This is a genomic window from Aequorivita sp. KMM 9714 (assembly GCF_011065475.1).
GTDB lineage: Bacteria > Bacteroidota > Bacteroidia > Flavobacteriales > Flavobacteriaceae > Aequorivita > Aequorivita sinensis.
In genome coordinates this window covers 1243081-1259921 of sequence record NZ_JAAGRO010000001.1, presented here as the reverse complement: position 1 = coordinate 1259921, position 16841 = coordinate 1243081, and the positions used below count along the sequence as shown (strand labels likewise).

17 protein-coding genes are annotated in these 16841 nt (G+C 34.3%); 3 read left to right on the top strand and 14 right to left on the bottom strand.

What is annotated here, in order from left to right:
• Positions 1-23 precede the first annotated feature (23 nt).
• From G3A46_RS05650 to G3A46_RS05610, 9 genes are all read right to left on the bottom strand, one after another.
• On the bottom strand, positions 24-1415 hold the full coding sequence (locus tag G3A46_RS05650) for a M20/M25/M40 family metallo-hydrolase (protein WP_165147272.1): 1392 nt from the start codon (positions 1413-1415) through the stop codon (positions 24-26).
• An 18-nt stretch (positions 1416-1433) separates the two neighbouring features.
• Positions 1434-2312: a PPK2 family polyphosphate kinase gene (locus tag G3A46_RS05645; RefSeq protein ID WP_165147269.1), complete on the bottom strand. Its 879-nt coding sequence runs from the start codon at positions 2310-2312 to the stop codon at positions 1434-1436.
• 71 nt (positions 2313-2383) lie between these two features.
• Positions 2384-3547, bottom strand: coding sequence for a sigma-54 dependent transcriptional regulator (locus G3A46_RS05640; protein ID WP_165147266.1), 1164 nt, complete (start codon positions 3545-3547; stop codon positions 2384-2386).
• 2 nt (positions 3548-3549) lie between these two features.
• Positions 3550-4470 carry a DUF6268 family outer membrane beta-barrel protein gene (locus G3A46_RS05635; protein ID WP_165147263.1) on the bottom strand — a complete coding sequence of 307 codons (921 nt, stop codon included), beginning with the start codon at positions 4468-4470 and terminating at the stop codon, positions 3550-3552.
• A gap of 7 nt (positions 4471-4477) precedes the next feature.
• Positions 4478-5401 carry a mechanosensitive ion channel domain-containing protein gene (locus G3A46_RS05630; protein ID WP_165147260.1) on the bottom strand — a complete coding sequence of 308 codons (924 nt, stop codon included), beginning with the start codon at positions 5399-5401 and terminating at the stop codon, positions 4478-4480.
• 5 nt (positions 5402-5406) lie between these two features.
• A complete protein-coding gene (locus G3A46_RS05625) occupies positions 5407-6714 on the bottom strand; it encodes an ABC transporter permease (protein WP_165147257.1) in 1308 nt (435 codons plus the stop codon).
• Between the two features lie 6 nt (positions 6715-6720).
• Positions 6721-7647, bottom strand: a complete 927-nt coding sequence (locus tag G3A46_RS05620) for an ABC transporter ATP-binding protein (RefSeq protein ID WP_165147254.1) — start codon at positions 7645-7647, stop codon at positions 6721-6723.
• 275 nt (positions 7648-7922) lie between these two features.
• Complete coding sequence (gene dnaJ, locus G3A46_RS05615) at positions 7923-9038, bottom strand: molecular chaperone DnaJ (protein WP_165147251.1); 1116 nt, start codon at positions 9036-9038, stop codon at positions 7923-7925.
• Between the two features lies 1 nt (position 9039).
• Entirely contained in the window at positions 9040-9588 is a 549-nt protein-coding gene (locus G3A46_RS05610) for a nucleotide exchange factor GrpE (RefSeq protein WP_165147248.1), read from the bottom strand.
• Positions 9589-9742: 154 nt separating this feature from the next.
• Here G3A46_RS05610 and G3A46_RS05605 point away from each other — a divergent pair, with 154 nt between their 5' ends.
• Positions 9743-10396, top strand: coding sequence for a YceI family protein (locus G3A46_RS05605; RefSeq protein ID WP_165147245.1), 654 nt, complete (start codon positions 9743-9745; stop codon positions 10394-10396).
• Between the two features lie 62 nt (positions 10397-10458).
• On the opposite strand, the gene G3A46_RS05600 is transcribed toward G3A46_RS05605, so the two are convergent.
• The 3 genes from G3A46_RS05600 to G3A46_RS05590 all read right to left on the bottom strand — a co-directional run bounded on the left by G3A46_RS05600 (position 10459) and on the right by G3A46_RS05590 (position 12713).
• The gene (locus G3A46_RS05600) at positions 10459-11373 is read right to left on the bottom strand and encodes a TIGR01777 family oxidoreductase (protein ID WP_165147242.1); all 915 of its coding nucleotides are present in this window, start codon (positions 11371-11373) and stop codon (positions 10459-10461) included.
• A 145-nt stretch (positions 11374-11518) separates the two neighbouring features.
• On the bottom strand, positions 11519-12193 hold the full coding sequence (gene mnmD, locus G3A46_RS05595) for a tRNA (5-methylaminomethyl-2-thiouridine)(34)-methyltransferase MnmD (RefSeq protein ID WP_165147239.1): 675 nt from the start codon (positions 12191-12193) through the stop codon (positions 11519-11521).
• A 4-nt stretch (positions 12194-12197) separates the two neighbouring features.
• Entirely contained in the window at positions 12198-12713 is a 516-nt protein-coding gene (locus tag G3A46_RS05590; protein ID WP_165147236.1) for a DUF4920 domain-containing protein, read from the bottom strand.
• A gap of 110 nt (positions 12714-12823) precedes the next feature.
• Between G3A46_RS05590 and G3A46_RS05585 the strand changes: the two genes are divergently transcribed.
• Positions 12824-13894 (top strand): branched-chain amino acid aminotransferase, encoded by a 1071-nt coding sequence (locus tag G3A46_RS05585; protein ID WP_165147233.1) that lies wholly within the window; start codon positions 12824-12826, stop codon positions 13892-13894.
• A gap of 100 nt (positions 13895-13994) precedes the next feature.
• On the opposite strand, the gene G3A46_RS05580 is transcribed toward G3A46_RS05585, so the two are convergent.
• The gene (locus tag G3A46_RS05580; RefSeq protein WP_165147230.1) at positions 13995-14381 is read right to left on the bottom strand and encodes a nucleoside triphosphate pyrophosphohydrolase family protein; all 387 of its coding nucleotides are present in this window, start codon (positions 14379-14381) and stop codon (positions 13995-13997) included.
• A 142-nt stretch (positions 14382-14523) separates the two neighbouring features.
• On the opposite strand from G3A46_RS05580, the gene G3A46_RS05575 reads away from it, so the two are divergent.
• Positions 14524-14712: a hypothetical protein gene (locus G3A46_RS05575; RefSeq protein WP_139855066.1), complete on the top strand. Its 189-nt coding sequence runs from the start codon at positions 14524-14526 to the stop codon at positions 14710-14712.
• Between the two features lie 77 nt (positions 14713-14789).
• On the opposite strand, the gene G3A46_RS05570 is transcribed toward G3A46_RS05575, so the two are convergent.
• Positions 14790-16829: a dihydrofolate reductase gene (locus G3A46_RS05570; protein ID WP_165147227.1), complete on the bottom strand. Its 2040-nt coding sequence runs from the start codon at positions 16827-16829 to the stop codon at positions 14790-14792.
• Positions 16830-16841 lie beyond the last annotated feature (12 nt).

Here is a 16841-nt window from a genome sequence, read left to right as displayed (position 1 = left end):
CAACACTACCAACTAAATTAAGTTTATTTAGCTCCGTAAGTATCCATTAGATACATCAAGCTTGCCATAGTTGCAGCACCGAGCTCTAGCTCCCGCTTATTAATTTTATCGAAAGTGTCATTTTCGGAATGGTGAATGTCGAAATATCTTTGCGAGTCTGGTTGTAGTCCAGCAAGAACATCTATATTTCCTTTCATTGGGCGAATATCTGCACCACTATAACCTTCGGTAAATAAATGAATAAAATAGGGTTCAAATAAAGGTGCCCAAGAGCGAATTTGTGCAACGTTAGCCGCATCAGTTTCAAGAGAAAAACCTCTTGGTGTAAAACCACCGCTATCACTTTCTATGGCAAAAACGTGTTTTTCATTTTTACTTTTAATTTCCTCAGCATATTTTTTACCTCCGCGTAAGCCATTTTCCTCATTCATAAACAACACAACGCGAATAGTATGTCTTGGTTTGTAGTTAAGCTTTTTAAACAAGCGTAACACTTCCATACTTTGTGTCACTCCTGCCCCATCATCGTGGGAGCCATCGCCATTATCCCAACTATCTAAATGTCCGCCCACAACCATATATCGATCTGGGTAAACACTACCTTTAATTTCACCGATTACGTTGTACGACAAAACATCGTCCCAATTCTTACAGTTTTGTTTAAAGTAAAATTTCAAATTTGGATCAAGTTTTAATAAACTGCTAAGTAATTCTGCTCCGTTTGTACTAATGGCAGCCGCTGGAATATATTTAGACTCAGGGGTCTTTCCATAGCTCATAGCACCTGTGTGAGGCGCATCGTCCATTTTATGTGAAAGAGAACGAACAATTACACCTACAGCTCCGTATTTTGCCGCGTGTTCGGCCCCAGAAAAACGTTGATCTGATGCACCACCATAAGCATAACCAGTATGAATAAACTCAGGATTCATCGGCCTATTAAAAAATACAATTTTCCCTTCGACCTTTTCTTTTCCTAATGCTGCCAATTCGTCGAAGCTATGAACTTCAACAACTTCAGCTTTTAAACCTAGGTTTGGTGTTGGTATAGAGCCACCCAAAGCACTAATATGTGTTTCTGTTTTAATACCTGAACTTCCTTCAATATATGCGTATTCTTTAAAACCACGCGTCCATTTTGGGACCATTACAGGTTGTAGCCAAACTTTGTCTAAACCAAGTTCGTTAAGTTGAGATTCGGTGTATTTTACAGCGTATTCTGCTTCAACTGAACCAGAAAGTCTACCACCAATTTCGTTGGATAAGTAATCTAACCAATCGTAAGCTTTTCCATCGGTTAAGGCTGTATTATACAGCTTCTTCAACATAATTGAATCCTTGGTAGGATTTTGTGAAATTGCTATAAATGAAAAAAGAATTGTAAAAATTAAAGTGGGGAGAAAATTTATTTTCATTGTGTTTTGTTGAGAAAATTAATCATTTTTAAGCCTTTCACGATATTCTGAAATTTTCGCCTTTATATCATTATCCAATTCAGGCTCTTTAATATCAGTGTATTTTTGTAATTCTTGAAGCATTATTTCTGCCACAATATATCGTGTAGCTTTTTTATCATCTGAAGGAATTATATACCAAGGTGCTTTAGGTTTTGAAGTGCGATTAATCGCTTCTTCGTAATACTTTTGGTATTCATTCCAAAGTTCGCGCTCATCTAAATCACCTGGAGAAAACTTCCAGTTTTTATTAGGCTTGTTTAAACGACGTAATAGGCGATATTTTTGTTCTTCTTTTGAAAGATTTAAAAAGAATTTAAAAATAATTGTTCCATTTTCCTGAATGGTTTTTTCAAAATCATTTATTTGCTGAAAACGTTTGTCCCAAAACTCATCGGTGATGTCATCCAAGCTATTTACATCTGGTAAATTTTCACCTAGAATATATTCTGGATGTACACGTGTAACCAAAACGTTTTCGTAGTGGGTACGATTAAACACACCAAACTTTCCTCGTTCTGGTAGCGCTATATAATGACGCCATAAATAATCGTGGCGTTTCTCTAAAGATGTAGGTGTCTTGAAACTGTGAACTACTACTCCACGAGCATTAAAATCTTTGAAAACCTCACGAATTAAACTGTCTTTTCCTGCTGTATCCATTCCTTGAATACACACTAAAACACCATATTTCCCGTGAGCATAAAGTGTATCTTGAAGATCTCCAAGCTCCTTTCGAGTTTTTTTCAATGCTTTCTTTAACTTCTTTTCTGAAGCATCTAAATCTACTTTTGTTTTTGTGTCTTTTATCTTTATACTTTCAGAAACCTTAAAGTCTTCGATTTTTATGTCTTTCATATCTAATATTTTTAAAGAGAAGGACCTCAACCCTTCTACAATTACTATTTAAATACCGCTGTTAGCACTTCTTATTTACTAGCAAATAACTTTACGTCCTCTTCGCTTATTTCTTTGCCACCAAGGATAATCAAGCGCTCTACAACATTTCGTAACTCACGAATATTTCCTGTCCAATCAAATTCTTGTAATAGCTCAATAGCTTTTTTTGAAAATTTCTTTTGAGCCGTTCCGTGATCTGTTGATATTTTTTCTGAAAAATACTCAACTAATAATGGAATATCGTCTCTTCTATCGTTTAATGAAGGAACTTTTATTAAAATAACTGCTAATCTGTGATATAAATCTTCACGGAAATTGCCTTCAGCTATTTCCTTTTTTAAGTCTTTATTGGTAGCAGCAATAACACGAACATCTACTTTTATGTCTTTATCACTTCCCACTCTTTGAACTTTATTTTCTTGTAAAGCTCTTAGTACTTTAGCTTGGGCAGATAAACTCATATCTCCAACTTCATCGAGGAAAATAGTTCCTTTATTAGCAGCTTCAAATTTTCCTGCTCGATCTTTATTTGCAGATGTAAAAGCGCCTTTAACGTGACCGAAAAGCTCACTTTCTATTAATTCACTTGGAATGGCAGCACAGTTTACTTCTATCATTGGACCTTTATTTCTATCACTTTTCTGGTGAAGCCAATGCGCAACAAGTTCTTTTCCTGTTCCGTTTGGACCTGTGATTAAAACGCGGGCTTCCGTTGGGGCCACTTTTTCAATCATATCCTTTATCTTCTCAATTTCTGGAGAATTCCCAACCATTTGATAGTTTTTAGACACCTTCTTTTTAAGACGAGTATTTTCAACTACCAACTCTTTTCTATCAAGAGCTATTCGTACCGTATTTAGTAAGCGGTTTAAATCTGGTGGTTTTGAAATATAATCGAAAGCTCCTAATCGCATGGTATTAACAGCTGTATCAAGATCACCATGTCCAGAAATCATTACCATTGGTATTTCAGGCTTTATCTTTTTTACAGCTTCTAAAACCTCAACACCATCCATTTTTGGCATTTTGATATCACACAGCACAAGATCAAAATCTTCTTTTTTAATAATCTCCATTCCTGCAAGACCGTCTTCAGCTTCAAAAACTTCATAATCTTTATTCTCTTCAGTAAGAATTTTAACTAAAACTCTTCTGATGGCTGCTTCGTCTTCTATAATGAGTATTCTTGGCATTTTTAATATTTAAATTTTATTCCAGCCCTAAAATAAGGCGATTTTTCTGAATTTATCTGATATATCTTATCTCCATCACCATCTTCCAGTCTAAAGTTGTTATAAACCGAATGCGCGGCGTATGTATAAAACACTAAGTGTTTTGTGAAAAAATGTTCGTAACCCAATCCAGCAAGAACTATAGTAGTTTGAATACTTTCTGCAACTTTTGTTCCTGAGCCTTGTATAGAAATGGGCACAAAATTCTGTTGTAAATTGGCATAATCGTTATCTAAAGTTGCAAACGCTTGAATTGCATCTTTATGACTATCATTTAAATAATGCCTGATATTTGTTTTAGGCACACCAATTGTAAAAGTCCAATTAGGATGAAATTCTTCATAATAATTCAAAATTGGCAGTGGCAACCATCTCCCTGGTGTCGTTGAGTAAGTAAGTCCTGCAATTAATCTATACGGATTTTTACCCTCTGGCACATCTTTTCTTTTATCATTTATAGCATAAACTCCAACTTCATACGTAAAATCATCTGCTATTAAACTACCTTCAAGATCACTCTGAACTTTAGCTCCAACCTTCATTCCTAAGCGCCATTCGTCACTATACTTCCAAGTATATCCTAAGTAAAGATCTATACGTTCTACAGAACTAACTTGATGTGATCCAAATGCGAGTTTATCATTGTCATCTTTAATATTTACATCAAGATAACGATACTCTGCACCAACAACAAAAAAATCACTTCTACCCTTTTTCAAAGGAATTGGAGATTGTATCAAAACTCTATACCTCTGAATAGAATTATCCGATTTTGAAAGTGGTAAATTCAAAAACTCAACTCTAGCCAAATCGGTAGTTTGAGCTTTCACTCCCAAACCGATTAGTCCGATGAAGACAATTAACAAATTGAGCCTATAATTCATAAATGATTTATTCTTCTGAAGAAATCTTTAAATCTGTATTACTACTTGTTGTTCTTGCGAACATATGTATGTCACTTTGGGGATAAGGTATTGCAATTTTATTTTCTCTGAGCTTAGCGTCGATTTTAAATCGTAATTCGCTTTTTATTCTAGGTTCGGAAAAACTATCGTTAATAAAGAAATATACACCAAACTCAAGAGCCCATTCTCCAAACTCATTAAAGAAAACGAATGGTTTTGGATTCTTCAGTACTCCTTTTTGAGTAGACACTGCTTCAATTAATATTCGCTCAACTAATCTTGTGTCACTTCCAAAGGGAATTCTCACTCTAATAAACTCCCGCGTTGTTGTATGATTTTGAGTGTAATTCTTAAAAGTATTAATTAAGAACTTGTGATTAGGAATAATTAATATTTTATCATCACGTGTTATTGCTCTGGTACTACGAAGTTTTATTTCTATAATCCTACAAACCTTATCTTCAACTTTAATAATGTCGCCAATTAAAAGCGACTTATCCATAATGATATAAATTCCTCCTATTATATCTTGAAAAAGCTCCTTTAAAGCTAACCCTAAACCAACTAATAAAGCAGCAGAAGCAGCGAGTATAGGCGTGATATTAAAGTTTGCTAAACTTAAAACCGTAAAAAAAACAATAATATAAACGGCTGCTTTAATATATTTAAACAAGCTGATAAATTTTTGCTTATCAGTTGAGTCCATTTGCCTAGTTATAAGCGAACGTGTAAATTTTAAAGCAAAATGAGTAACTATATAAGAGACAAGAAGTAATAGCAATAATCCAATGGTGACTCCCACTTGGTTATCACCCTCACCAAAGTAGAATCCTAGATCCAAAAATCTCTTTATTGTACCTAGAACATCTTCTTTAACTACAGTTTCTATTTTAGTTACTTTATTATTCACATCTATTAATACTTAAGCCATTTAAAAATTTCTTTATACGATGGTTTCTTTCCGTACATCAAAATTCCTACGCGGTATATTTTTGCAGCAAACCAAACCATTCCTATGAAAGTACCAAATAAAATTAATACTGAAATTACTTGTTGCCAAATTGGTACACCAAAAGGTATACGCATAAGCATCACTACAGGAGATGTAAAAGGAATATAAGAAAAAACTTGTGATACTGTACCATGTGGATTATCTATCACTGTAAAGAAACCTACGTAAACTGCTAAAATAAGAGGCATTAAAATAGGCATCATAAATTGTTGTGTATCGGTTTCGCTATCAACAGCAGCTCCAACAGCAGCATATAATGAAGCGTATAATAAGTAACCTCCAACAAAAAATAGAACAAACATTATAATGAGGTTTGTAATTGGCAGATTATTAATTTCTATTAAAATATCGTTTAAAACCTGTTGAGTCCCTCCGTCTATAGTACTTTCTATTGCTTGCTGAGAAGGTGAGCCAGCTGAAGGGTCTATTCCGAAAACTGATGTCACTACCGTCATTAATACCAATATTAAAATCACCCAAATTAAAAACTGGGTAATTCCGGCAAGCGTGGTTCCAAATATCTTTCCTAACAATAATAAACGAGGTTTTACCGATGAAATTATAACTTCTATAACCCTGCTTGTTTTTTCTTCAATAACACTTCGCATTATCATATTACCATAAATAATGATAAACATAAATAGCAGATAACCTGCCGCTCCACCGAAGATTAGTTTTAAGCCAGAGCCAAGTTTTGACGTCTCCTCACCTTTAAAAGTTTCTTGATTTGCATTAATGTTAATACGAAGGTCTTTTATAACATCAGAATCCATTCCGGCTTCTTTTAGCTTAAGAGTATTCACTTTACTTTCAAGCATTTTATTAATACTATTCATTAAAGGGAGCGACGGAGATTCTTCAGAGAAAAATGTAATTCCTTTTGAAATAGACTCTAGACTTTCTGAATCGGGAATATATAAAAGCCCATAAGTTTCATCGGTTTGAGCATCTTTTTTAGCTTCATCTAATGAAATATTTGGCAGTAATATATAATGTGTTTGTGCTGTGCTTTTAAATTCAGTTAAGAACAGTCCACTCTCGTCCAAAACTGAAATCTTGCGAACTGTGTCATTATTCAAATTAGACAAATAAGCAACTAGTGCAAAAATCCCAACAAATATAATAGGACTTAAAAAAGTCATAATAACAAACGACTTATTGCGGACCTTGGTAAGGTATTCTCTTTTTATTATTAATGGAAGATGATTCATCTATAATTAGTTGTTTTGGATGGTTTCAATAAAAATGTCGCTCGCTGATGGAATTACTTCAACAAAGTGAGTTAATTGACCTTGAGATGTAAGATAGTTCACAAACTCATTAGTAGATACGGAATCTGGCAACTTCACTTTATATTTAAGTTCCTCGTTTATACTTTTGAATGTTGTTGGGAAAATTTCAAACTTCTCTTTTAAGGAAGCTGTTGTTGCTGCGTGATTAGGAGTTATTAATCCAATTTCAAAAACGTTGTTTTTGTATTGTCTTTTAATATCCACTAGCTTACCATCAAGAATTTTATTGGATTTATTAATTAACGCGATATGATCGCACATTTCTTCTACCGATTCCATTCGGTGTGTAGAAAAAATCACAGTTGCTCCGTCATCTCGTAATTTTAATATTTCATCTTTAATTAGATTGGCGTTAATAGGATCAAAACCACTAAAAGGCTCATCAAATATCAACAATTTTGGGTTGTGTAAAACGGTAACCACAAATTGAATTTTTTGCGCCATACCTTTTGAAAGCTCTTGGATTTTTTTATCCCACCAATCACCGATATCTAGTCTATCAAACCAATATTTAAGTCTTTCCTTAGCTTCTTGTTTTGAAAGCCCTTTTAGTTGAGCCAAATACAATGCTTGCTCTCCTACTTTCATAGTTTTATACAAACCTCGTTCTTCAGGCAAGTATCCTATAAATCTTACATGGTCTGGTTTAAGAGGTTCGCCATCTAATATTACCGAACCCGTATCTGGCATTGTAATTTGATTGATAATTCGAATTAAAGTTGTTTTTCCAGCTCCATTTGGCCCTAACAACCCAAAGATGCTTCCTTTTTCCACCTCTATAGACACATCGTTGAGCGCCTTATAATCTCCGTAGTTTTTGGAAACATTATTAACTACTAAAAGTTTTTCCATAGAATTTATTTGTAAGGTGTAAATATATTGATTTGAGAGCCTAACAGCACTTTTTAAAGCTAACTTTTAAGAAATTTTTAGACTCTAGTTTATTAGCAATTTTTGTAGACTAATTTATATAATTATCTAGAAAACAATAATGCCCTAAATGCAAAACCCACCCAAAAACCTAAGCTTTTGGGTGGGAAAAAAATTGCTATGAAAAAGAAAAATTGCCGCCTCTTAGACGAAGCGACAATTCAAATATATACAAATTATTTTAATTTAACGTTTGTTTAAGAAAACATGTCTTTAACTTTTTCAAAAAATGACTTGTCTTCCTTTTCTGGGTTTGGTTCAAAATGTTGATCGTTGGCCATTTTTTCAAAAAATTCTCTTTGTTCTTTCGAAAGAGATTTTGGTGTCCAAACATTAACGTGAACAAGCAAATCACCAGTACCGTAACCATTTATACTTGGTATACCTTTACTGCGGAGTCTTAAAATTTTTCCACTTTGTGTACCAGCTTCAATTTTAATTCTAACTTTTCCTGTTACAGTTTCTATTTCTTTAGAAGTTCCTAAAGCTGCATCAGAAAAACTTATATATAAATCGTAATGCAAGTTATCACCTTCACGTTGTAAGCTTGGATGAGGTTTTTCCTCTATGGCTACTAAAAGGTCACCTGCAATTCCATTACCTGGCGCATCGTTTCCTTTTCCAGAAACTTTTAATTGCATTCCATCTACAACACCGGCTGGAATTTTAATTGAAACTGTTTCCTCAGTCACTAACATTCCGTCAGCATCTGCATTTGCAGGTTTCGAATCTACAGTTTGCCCTAAACCACCACAAGCACTACAAGGAGCTGAAGTTTGCATACGTCCCAAAATTGTATTTTGGATACGGGTAACTTGACCTTGTCCATTACAAGTAGGACAAGTTTTATAAGTTGTTCCTTGTGCTAGTTTCTTGCGTTTTACTTTAATTTTCTTTTCTACACCGGTAGCAATCTCTTCTAAGGTAAGTTGTACACGAATACGTAAATTACTCCCTTTTACAGTTCTACGTCCGCCGCCACCGAAGCCACCGCCTCCGAAGCCACCTCCGAATGCGCCGCCAAAGATATCGCCAAACTGGCTGAATATGTCATCCATATTCATACCACCGCCACCGAAGCCACCACCGCCTTCAAAGGCTTGATGACCAAATTGGTCGTAACGTGAACGTTTGTTCGGGTCGCTAAGCACTTCGTAAGCTTCTGCAGATTTTTTAAACATTGCTTCCGCTTCATCGTCCCCCGGATTTTTATCAGGGTGATATTGAATTGCTTTTTTACGATATGCCTTTTTTATTTCGGCAGCCGTTGCATTTTTTGAGATTCCTAATATTTCGTAATAATCTTCCTTCATATTATTGTCCTATAACCACTTTTGGGTAGCGGATAATTTTCTCACCTAAAGTGTATCCCTTTTCTACCACATCAATTATTTTTCCTTTTAATTTTTTGTCTGGAGCTGGAATCTGAGTAATTGCTTCGTGTGCTTCAGAATCAAAAGTATCGCCCTGCTTAACCTCCATCATCTCTAAACCTTTAGAACGCAGAGTTTCACGCAGTTTATTATTGATAAGTTCTACACCCTTAAAGTGATCGTCTCCTATTTTTTCAATTTCTTTTAGCGCTCTTTCAAAATCGTCTAAAACCGGTAATAATGACATTATCACATCTTCACCTGCTGTTTTAAACATTTCTATGCGTTCGCGAGAGGTACGCTTTTTATAATTTTCAAATTCTGCGAAAAGACGCAAGTAGCGATCTTTTTCATTTTGAAGTTGATCTTGCAATTCGGCTAAAGGATCTGTTTCGTTTTCTTCAGCAATTTCCTGCTCATTATTCATTTGTTCGTCTAAACCTACTTCTTCCTGAAATTCGGTTTCTTTGTTTTTATCATTTTTGCTCATAGCGAGAATTCTTTCAGTTTTTCAACAGGGAGCAAAAGTACTGCCAATTGTTGTAAAATGTCAAAATGTCACAGCTTTTAATTTAATATTAATTTAAGATATTATGTTTCAATTAATATTACTTTTGCGCTCCATTAAAAATTTAAAATAAACTATGAAATCAACAACCTTAAAAATTACATTACTAGCCTTTTTGGCAGCAGCAACATTTTCTTGTAAAAATGCTGAAAAAGAAACTGAAGTTGCAGTAGAAACTCCAGCAGAAGCAACTGAAGCAGCAGTAGAATACAACGTAGACCCAGCAGCTTCTGAAATTAAGTGGGAAGGTGAAAAGCCTACTACAAAACACTTCGGAACTATTTCACTTAACTCTGGTGTATTCCATTTAAACAATGGAGCTGTAGAAGCTGGAAAATTCGAAATAGACATGAACACAATCAATGTTCAAGACTTAGAAGGTGAATACAAAGACAATTTAGAAGCTCACTTAAAAGGAACTGTTGAAGGTAAAGAAGGAGATTTTTTCAATATCAAAGAATATCCAACTGCTAAATTTGAGTTGACTGGTATCGAAAACAACGTAGTGAAAGGTAACTTAACTATTAAAGGTAAAACTAACGCTATTGAGTTTCCTGCAACTGTAACTACAGAAGGAGATAAAATGACGTTAAAGAGTGAAACTATTGAATTAGATAGAACAAAGTGGGATATCAACTTTGGTTCTAAGTCTATTTTCGACAACCTAGGAGACAAATTTATTAGTGACATTATGAAAATTGAAGTTTCTTTGGTAGCTAATAAAGCTTAATCAAAAAAACTTTCTCACAAAACTTAAAAAGAGGCCAATTTGGCCTCTTTTTTTATTTCATATTATTCTTTCAAAACATCTTCTAGCGCATTGTCTAGATTATAATATTTAAACTGATATCCTAGTTTTTCTAATTTCTTAGAACTAACAAGCTGCCCTTCTAAAACTAATACAGACATTTCCCCCAGAACTAATTTCAACACAAATGCTGGTATGTTTGGCAACCATAGAGGACTGTCAAGTTTTGAAGCTATCATTCTTGTCATTTTTTTATTCTGAACAGGATTTGGGGCTACAGCATTAAACTTCCCTTCCAACTGATTATTGAGTAAGAAAAGATAAATTGCTGCAATATCTTCTATATGTATCCAAGACTGCCATTGCTCGCCACTGCCTAATGGAGCACCAACACCTAATTTAATAGGTTTTATTATTTGGGGTAATGCACCTGCTCCTTTTGCCAAAACCATCCCTGTACGAACTTTGGTAACCTCCATCCCGGCATTTTTAAATTTTGCTGTGGCAGCTTCCCAAGAAGAAACAACATTTGCTAAAAATGAATCATCGGTAGCTTTGTCTTCTTCAGTGTAAAGTTTTGTTTTGGAATTGGGGTAGATATTTATTCCACTAGCTGAAATAAAGTGAACTATATTGTGATCTATCTTTTGAAGTGTGTCATAAAGTAAGTTAATAGACGTTACCCTACTGTCGATAATAGTTTTTTTATAACTATCTGTCCACCTTTTTGCAATAGTTGCTCCTGCCAAATTTATTATAGCAGTAACACCTTCAAAAACTTTAGTATCTATTTCACCTTTTTTTGGGTTCCAATAAAACCCTTTGTAGTTTTCGGTATTTTCAATTTTTTCTTTACTTGTGGTAAGATAGTGAACAGCGATCCCACCATTGTGACATTGTTTTACCAACTCACTTCCCACAAGTCCTGTAGCTCCAGTTATCAACACTTTCTTCTTCATAATTTTAAATTTATAAATTCAAAAAGAAACTACAAAGTGTCTTAACGGAAGATTGTGAAATAAGCATCGTAATGTAATTAATTGAAGTTTCTTAACTACTTTTTAATGATGAAAACGAAAAAGCAGATTAGGGCTTTTCTGACTTTTAAAGTTCTAATTTAGTCGCTCTCATCATTTCTTTTTTTCCTGGAGGACCAGGAATTCTCTCTACAGAAAAACCAACAGCTTGCATTGCACGCCGGGCATTTCCATTTGCCGCATATGTCACTAATACCCCGTTTGGCTTTAAAGCATTGTACATTAATTGAAAAATTTCTTCGGTCCACAAATCTGCTTGCACACGGATTCCAAAAGCATCGAAATAAATTAAGTCTATGTTGCTTTCAAGAGTAATTTCTGAGAAGAACATTTTATTCTTTAGAAGTTGAAAATTATCTGAAATCGATGATTTTTCTTCCCAAGGAGTATTGTGCAGTTTTAAAAACCCTTCTTCTGGAGCATTTAACAGTTCTGGGTAATTTAAGGTTTCAATTTCAGAGACTTCTAAGGGATAAGCTTCAACGCCAGTGTATATAATATTGAAGTTGTGCTTTTCTGTTTCTAATAAAGTGAGAAATGCATTTAACCCTGTGCCAAAACCGATCTCTAATATAGAAATATCCTTAGATGAATTTTTGTCAGTATAATAAAAAAGCCCTTCTTTTATAAAAACGTGAAGAGCTTCGGCTATCGCCCCGTGCTTAGAATGGTATTGTTCATTCCATTCTGGTATATGTAAAGTGTAAGAGCCGTCTCCTGTTTTAAGTATTGTACGTTTCAAACTACTATTCTTTTTCTACTTCTGGAATAAGCACACCATCGGCTTCAAAAGCTAGTGTTCTTTTTACTTCGGTAATAGCGGCAATTTCGTCTTCAGATTTCCCTCCATCTTCAGCATAGTGACGCTGGTCTTCAACACTCATTTCTTCAATATATGCTTTTCCATTAACAATGATTTCTTGTCCTGCTATATCTTTCGGCATAAAAAAGCCATAATCTTTAAAACGAACCATAGCTTCATCATTACCTAAATCGAGATTCATCCAACATCCTTTTTTCTGGCATACATCTTTTACAGTTGTAGTAAATTTCACATTTATAGTATCTCCAGGTTTTAAAGCGTTATACTTTTCAATCATTTCAGCCTTTGTCAAAACACCTTCATCTGTTATTTCATCTCCAAAAGACTGATAGTTTATCGCTACCTCTTCCACTTGAGAATTAGATGACTCCTCTTTTTGTTCATTTTTACAGCTAAAAACTGCAAATGAAATTGCGAGTACTAATAATATTTTTTTCATTTTTAAATAATTATTATATTATTGATTGCTATTGCATTGCAATTTTAAGGATTTTTTAAATTTTTAATGGTCTAAATTTTACCTATTTTTACCGAATAAATGAAAATTAAATGAATTCTTCTATTACTCCAAAATTAAACATAATTAAAACAGAAACTTCTAGAGTTAAAGAAGTTGATTTTGACAACCTTGTTTTTGGAAGCACATTTACCGATCACATGTTCGAATGCGATTTTAAAGACGGCGAATGGCAAAATCCAACAATTAGACCTTACGGTAATTTATCAATCTCACCTGGTGCGAAAGTCTTTCATTATGGCCAAGCCGTTTTTGAAGGAATGAAAGCCTATAAAGATGAAGATGGTAAAGTTTGGTTATTTAGACCACAACAAAATTACGAGCGAATTAATAAATCGGCTAAGAGATTAGCGATACCTGAATTCCCTCGCGAGATTTTCTTTGAGGCATTAACCACTCTTGTTCGTATGGATAAGGAATGGATTAAACCAGGACTTGGTAACTCATTGTACATACGTCCATTTGTAATGGCTACTCAAGTTGGGGTTTCTGCTTCACCATCAACCGAATATAAGTTTATGATTTTAGCAGCTCCTGCTCAAGCATATTATACTGGTGATGTAAGAGTTGTTATCGCCGATCATTATAGTCGTGCTGCAAACGGAGGTGTAGGTGCTGCAAAAGCTGCTGGAAACTACGGGGCACAATTTTACCCAACAAACCTTGCACGCGAAAAAGGATTCCACCAAGTAATTTGGACTGACGATAGTGAACATAAATATCTAGAAGAGGCAGGTACAATGAATGTTTTCTTTAGAGTGAACGACACATTAATTACCGCTCCTGTTAGTGATAGAATTTTGGATGGAGTAACTCGTAAAAGTGTTATTGATATTGCAAAACACAATAACATAGATGTAGAGGTGCGTCCTGTTTTAGTTTCAGAAATTATTGAAGCTGCAAAAGACGGAAGTTTAAAAGAAATTTTTGGTGCGGGAACTGCAGCAGTTATAAGCCCTGTAAGCGCTATTGGCCACAAAGATAATGTTTACGAACTCACTAAACCTGAAGACAGCTACTCTGCTCGATTTAAGAAAGATTTAATGAGTATCCAACACAATGAAACTGAAGATCCATTTGGTTGGAGATTTGAAGTTAAATAAAAAGAAACAACAAATTAAAAGTGCCGACTAGGTACTTAAATATAAAATCCAAATTCCAAAGGTTCTAACCATTTGGAATTTGGATTTTTCTTTTTATAATTTATTTTTCTAGTATCTCTTTAATTTTTGGCTGAAAATAATTTGGGCCTTTTAACACCTTTCCATCTTCTCGGTAAATAGGTTTGCCATCTGCTCCTAACTTACTCATATTACTTCGTTGAATTTCGTCAAAAACCTCTTCAATTTTATGTTGCATACCATGCTCGATTATGGTTCCACATAAAATGTATAGCATATCGCCCAAGGCATCTGCAACCTCAACTAAATCGTTATTATTTGCAGCTTCAAGGTACTCTTCATTTTCTTCTCGCATTAATTTGTAACGCAACAGATTTTTATTAATTCCAAGTTCAGCAGTTGGAGCGTCTTTCATACCAAGACCAAATGCTTTGTGAAATTCTGTTACTGCAGCTATTTTGTTTTTCATTGTATTTTTTTGAGGTTAGACTTCTTCAATTATTGAAAAAAGAATTAAAATACAGGTTTTCAGAATTTACATTGATTCTTGTGAATCCTGAATCTTGTTTGCACTTTAATCCTTACTTTTACAGCCATAAAACTACAAATTTATGTTCACAACTGGTCAATGGGTTTTTACGGCTTTGTTTTTTATTGTTTTCGTGATTATCATAGCTTTTAGCTATCGAAGCGATAAAAAACTTCATAAAAAATACTACAAAGGAAGTATTTGGGTTTTGATTGGTTTTATAGCTTTTGTATTACTCTTAGTTATGGTTAAAACATATTTTAAACCTTAAATTGAATTCAATTTATTTTAAAACAAAAAGCGCTTCGGGAATTCCGAAGCGCTTTTTTTATAAGTTGAAAACTAAAATTAGTTTACAGCAGGCAAATTACTATAGTTTTTTGCATAGTATAACATCTGCTCAGCAAATGTTTTTGGCTGCTCAATTGTAAAGCTTTCAATTTCGCCATTATCATTCATTTTTGGAACAATTACAGGATTTACAAATCCGCTATATGGCGCAGATGTAAACTGCTCGTTACGCTCTAAAATTTCTTTATGAAGGTCGTAATCTACTTTTACACCGTAAGTTTCAACAAGTTTTTCTACAGCTGCATAATCTCCTTCACTCTTAATTCTTTGAGTTTCTCTTAATAACTGACCGAATAAATCGTGTAATTTATCATAGTCGTTAATATTGTAATAAGTTTTGCCATCACGAGTAACTTTTTCAATTACATTGTCAGCTTTTCCTTTTTCGTAAACCCAAGAAGACACCCACTGACGGTTACGCATATGTGCTTGTACAACATCATCACCAAGGTTAAGACGAATTAACTGCGTCATCAAACCATTTCTGATATAGCCATCATAAGCAGCCATTCCCACTTTTTTCCAATCATCAACTAATCCTAACTCTTGTAATTTTGGAGTGTATAAGTAGTATAATCCTACTAAATCTGCACGACCTTCTTCTAAAGTTGAAGCGTAATTCTTAAGTGTTTCTTTTGTTTCACCTACACCAGGATTTAATTGTCCTGAAGCGTGACCAATTACTTCGTGAAGTGCTGTGTGAAGTTTGTCGGCTACTTGTCCGTATTCTTTTTCTAATGCTAACTCTTCGTCATCGTGAACAAATTCTTTTAATCTTCCTGAACTACCAGCGTTATTGTAAGCTTCAATAATGTTACCCAATGAAACCGACTTACTTCCTACTGCTGCACGAATCCAGTTAGCATTTGGAAGGTTTACACCAATTGGTGTACTTGGAGAAGCATCACCAGCTTCACCTGCTACGTTTACTACTTTATAAGTAACACCTACAACATTTTTCTTTTTGTGTTCTTCCATCAATGTTGAGTTATCTTCAAACCATTGTGCGTTTTCAGAAAGTACGGCCATTTTTTCAGACATATCAAAATCTTTAATCTGTACAATGCTTTCGAAAGTACCTTTATACCCTACTGGATCCTGATAAACTTCAATAAAACTGTTGATGTAATCAATATTTCCTTCCGTAGCAGCTGTCCAAGCAACGTTGTAATCGTCCCAAGTTTGAAGATCTCCTGTTTTGTAATATTCTATTAACAAACCAATAGCATCACCTTGAGCTTTATTTTCAGCTACACCTTGAGCCTTTTCAAGCCACTCAATAATTCTATCAATTGCTTCGCCATAAAGTCCACCCGACTTATACACCAATTCTTTTACCTCACCATTCTCTTTAACTAGTTTTGAGTTAAGACCAAAAGACAATGGCTTTTGCGGATCTGGCGACTGCTTTTTTGAATAGAAATTTTCTACATCTTTAGTAGTAACATCAGCTCCGTAAAAGTTTACAGCGCTTTTAGCTACGTTATCAATTCCTTTAGACTGATCAACTTTTGTAGCGTCTTTATCATTAAAGATTACATCAAATGCTTCACCTTCTAAAGTAGTGTTTGTATCGTTTAATAATTGCTTTAGATAATCTGAAGAGAATTCAGGCTTAATCTTGTTACTTGCATAATGATGGTGAATACCATTACTAAACCAAATTCTTTTTAAGTAAGTTTCAAAATTATTCCAGTCATCAGAAGACTTATCACCCTCATAATTTTGATACACATTTTCTAATGCCTTTCTGATAGTAAGGTTGTGTCTATAATTCTGATCCCAGATTATATCTCTTCCCTCTAATCCTGCTTGAGTAAGGTAATAAACTAGTTTTTGTTCTTTCAAAGAAAGTTTTTCCCATCCTGGAATTTGGTAACGCAAAACTTTGATATCTGCAAATTGCTCTACTGAATAGTCAAAATCTTTATTTTCTTCAGTTTCTACTTGTGCAGTTGGTTTTTCATCTTTTTTCTCATTACAAGAAAAAAACAACAAACCACTCATTGCCATTGCAATAAATAAGGTTTTCTTCATTTTATTTAAATT

Bases quoted from the DNA above. Each gene is read 5' to 3' on its own strand.
- G3A46_RS05650 (WP_165147272.1), bottom strand. From the start codon at position 1,415: ATGAAAATAAATTTTCTCCCCACTTTAATTTTTACAATTCTTTTTTCA.
- G3A46_RS05645 (WP_165147269.1), bottom strand. From the start codon at position 2,312: ATGAAAGACATAAAAATCGAAGACTTTAAGGTTTCTGAAAGTATAAAG.
- G3A46_RS05640 (WP_165147266.1), bottom strand. From the start codon at position 3,547: ATGCCAAGAATACTCATTATAGAAGACGAAGCAGCCATCAGAAGAGTT.
- G3A46_RS05635 (WP_165147263.1), bottom strand. From the start codon at position 4,470: ATGAATTATAGGCTCAATTTGTTAATTGTCTTCATCGGACTAATCGGT.
- G3A46_RS05625 (WP_165147257.1), bottom strand. From the start codon at position 6,714: ATGAATCATCTTCCATTAATAATAAAAAGAGAATACCTTACCAAGGTC.
- G3A46_RS05620 (WP_165147254.1), bottom strand. From the start codon at position 7,647: ATGGAAAAACTTTTAGTAGTTAATAATGTTTCCAAAAACTACGGAGAT.
- dnaJ (WP_165147251.1), bottom strand. From the start codon at position 9,038: ATGAAGGAAGATTATTACGAAATATTAGGAATCTCAAAAAATGCAACG.
- G3A46_RS05610 (WP_165147248.1), bottom strand. From the start codon at position 9,588: ATGAGCAAAAATGATAAAAACAAAGAAACCGAATTTCAGGAAGAAGTA.
- G3A46_RS05605 (WP_165147245.1), top strand. From the start codon at position 9,743: ATGAAATCAACAACCTTAAAAATTACATTACTAGCCTTTTTGGCAGCA.
- G3A46_RS05600 (WP_165147242.1), bottom strand. From the start codon at position 11,373: ATGAAGAAGAAAGTGTTGATAACTGGAGCTACAGGACTTGTGGGAAGT.
- G3A46_RS05590 (WP_165147236.1), bottom strand. From the start codon at position 12,713: ATGAAAAAAATATTATTAGTACTCGCAATTTCATTTGCAGTTTTTAGC.
- G3A46_RS05585 (WP_165147233.1), top strand. From the start codon at position 12,824: ATGAATTCTTCTATTACTCCAAAATTAAACATAATTAAAACAGAAACT.
- G3A46_RS05580 (WP_165147230.1), bottom strand. From the start codon at position 14,381: ATGAAAAACAAAATAGCTGCAGTAACAGAATTTCACAAAGCATTTGGT.
- G3A46_RS05575 (WP_139855066.1), top strand. From the start codon at position 14,524: ATGTTCACAACTGGTCAATGGGTTTTTACGGCTTTGTTTTTTATTGTT.
- G3A46_RS05570 (WP_165147227.1), bottom strand. From the start codon at position 16,829: ATGAAGAAAACCTTATTTATTGCAATGGCAATGAGTGGTTTGTTGTTT.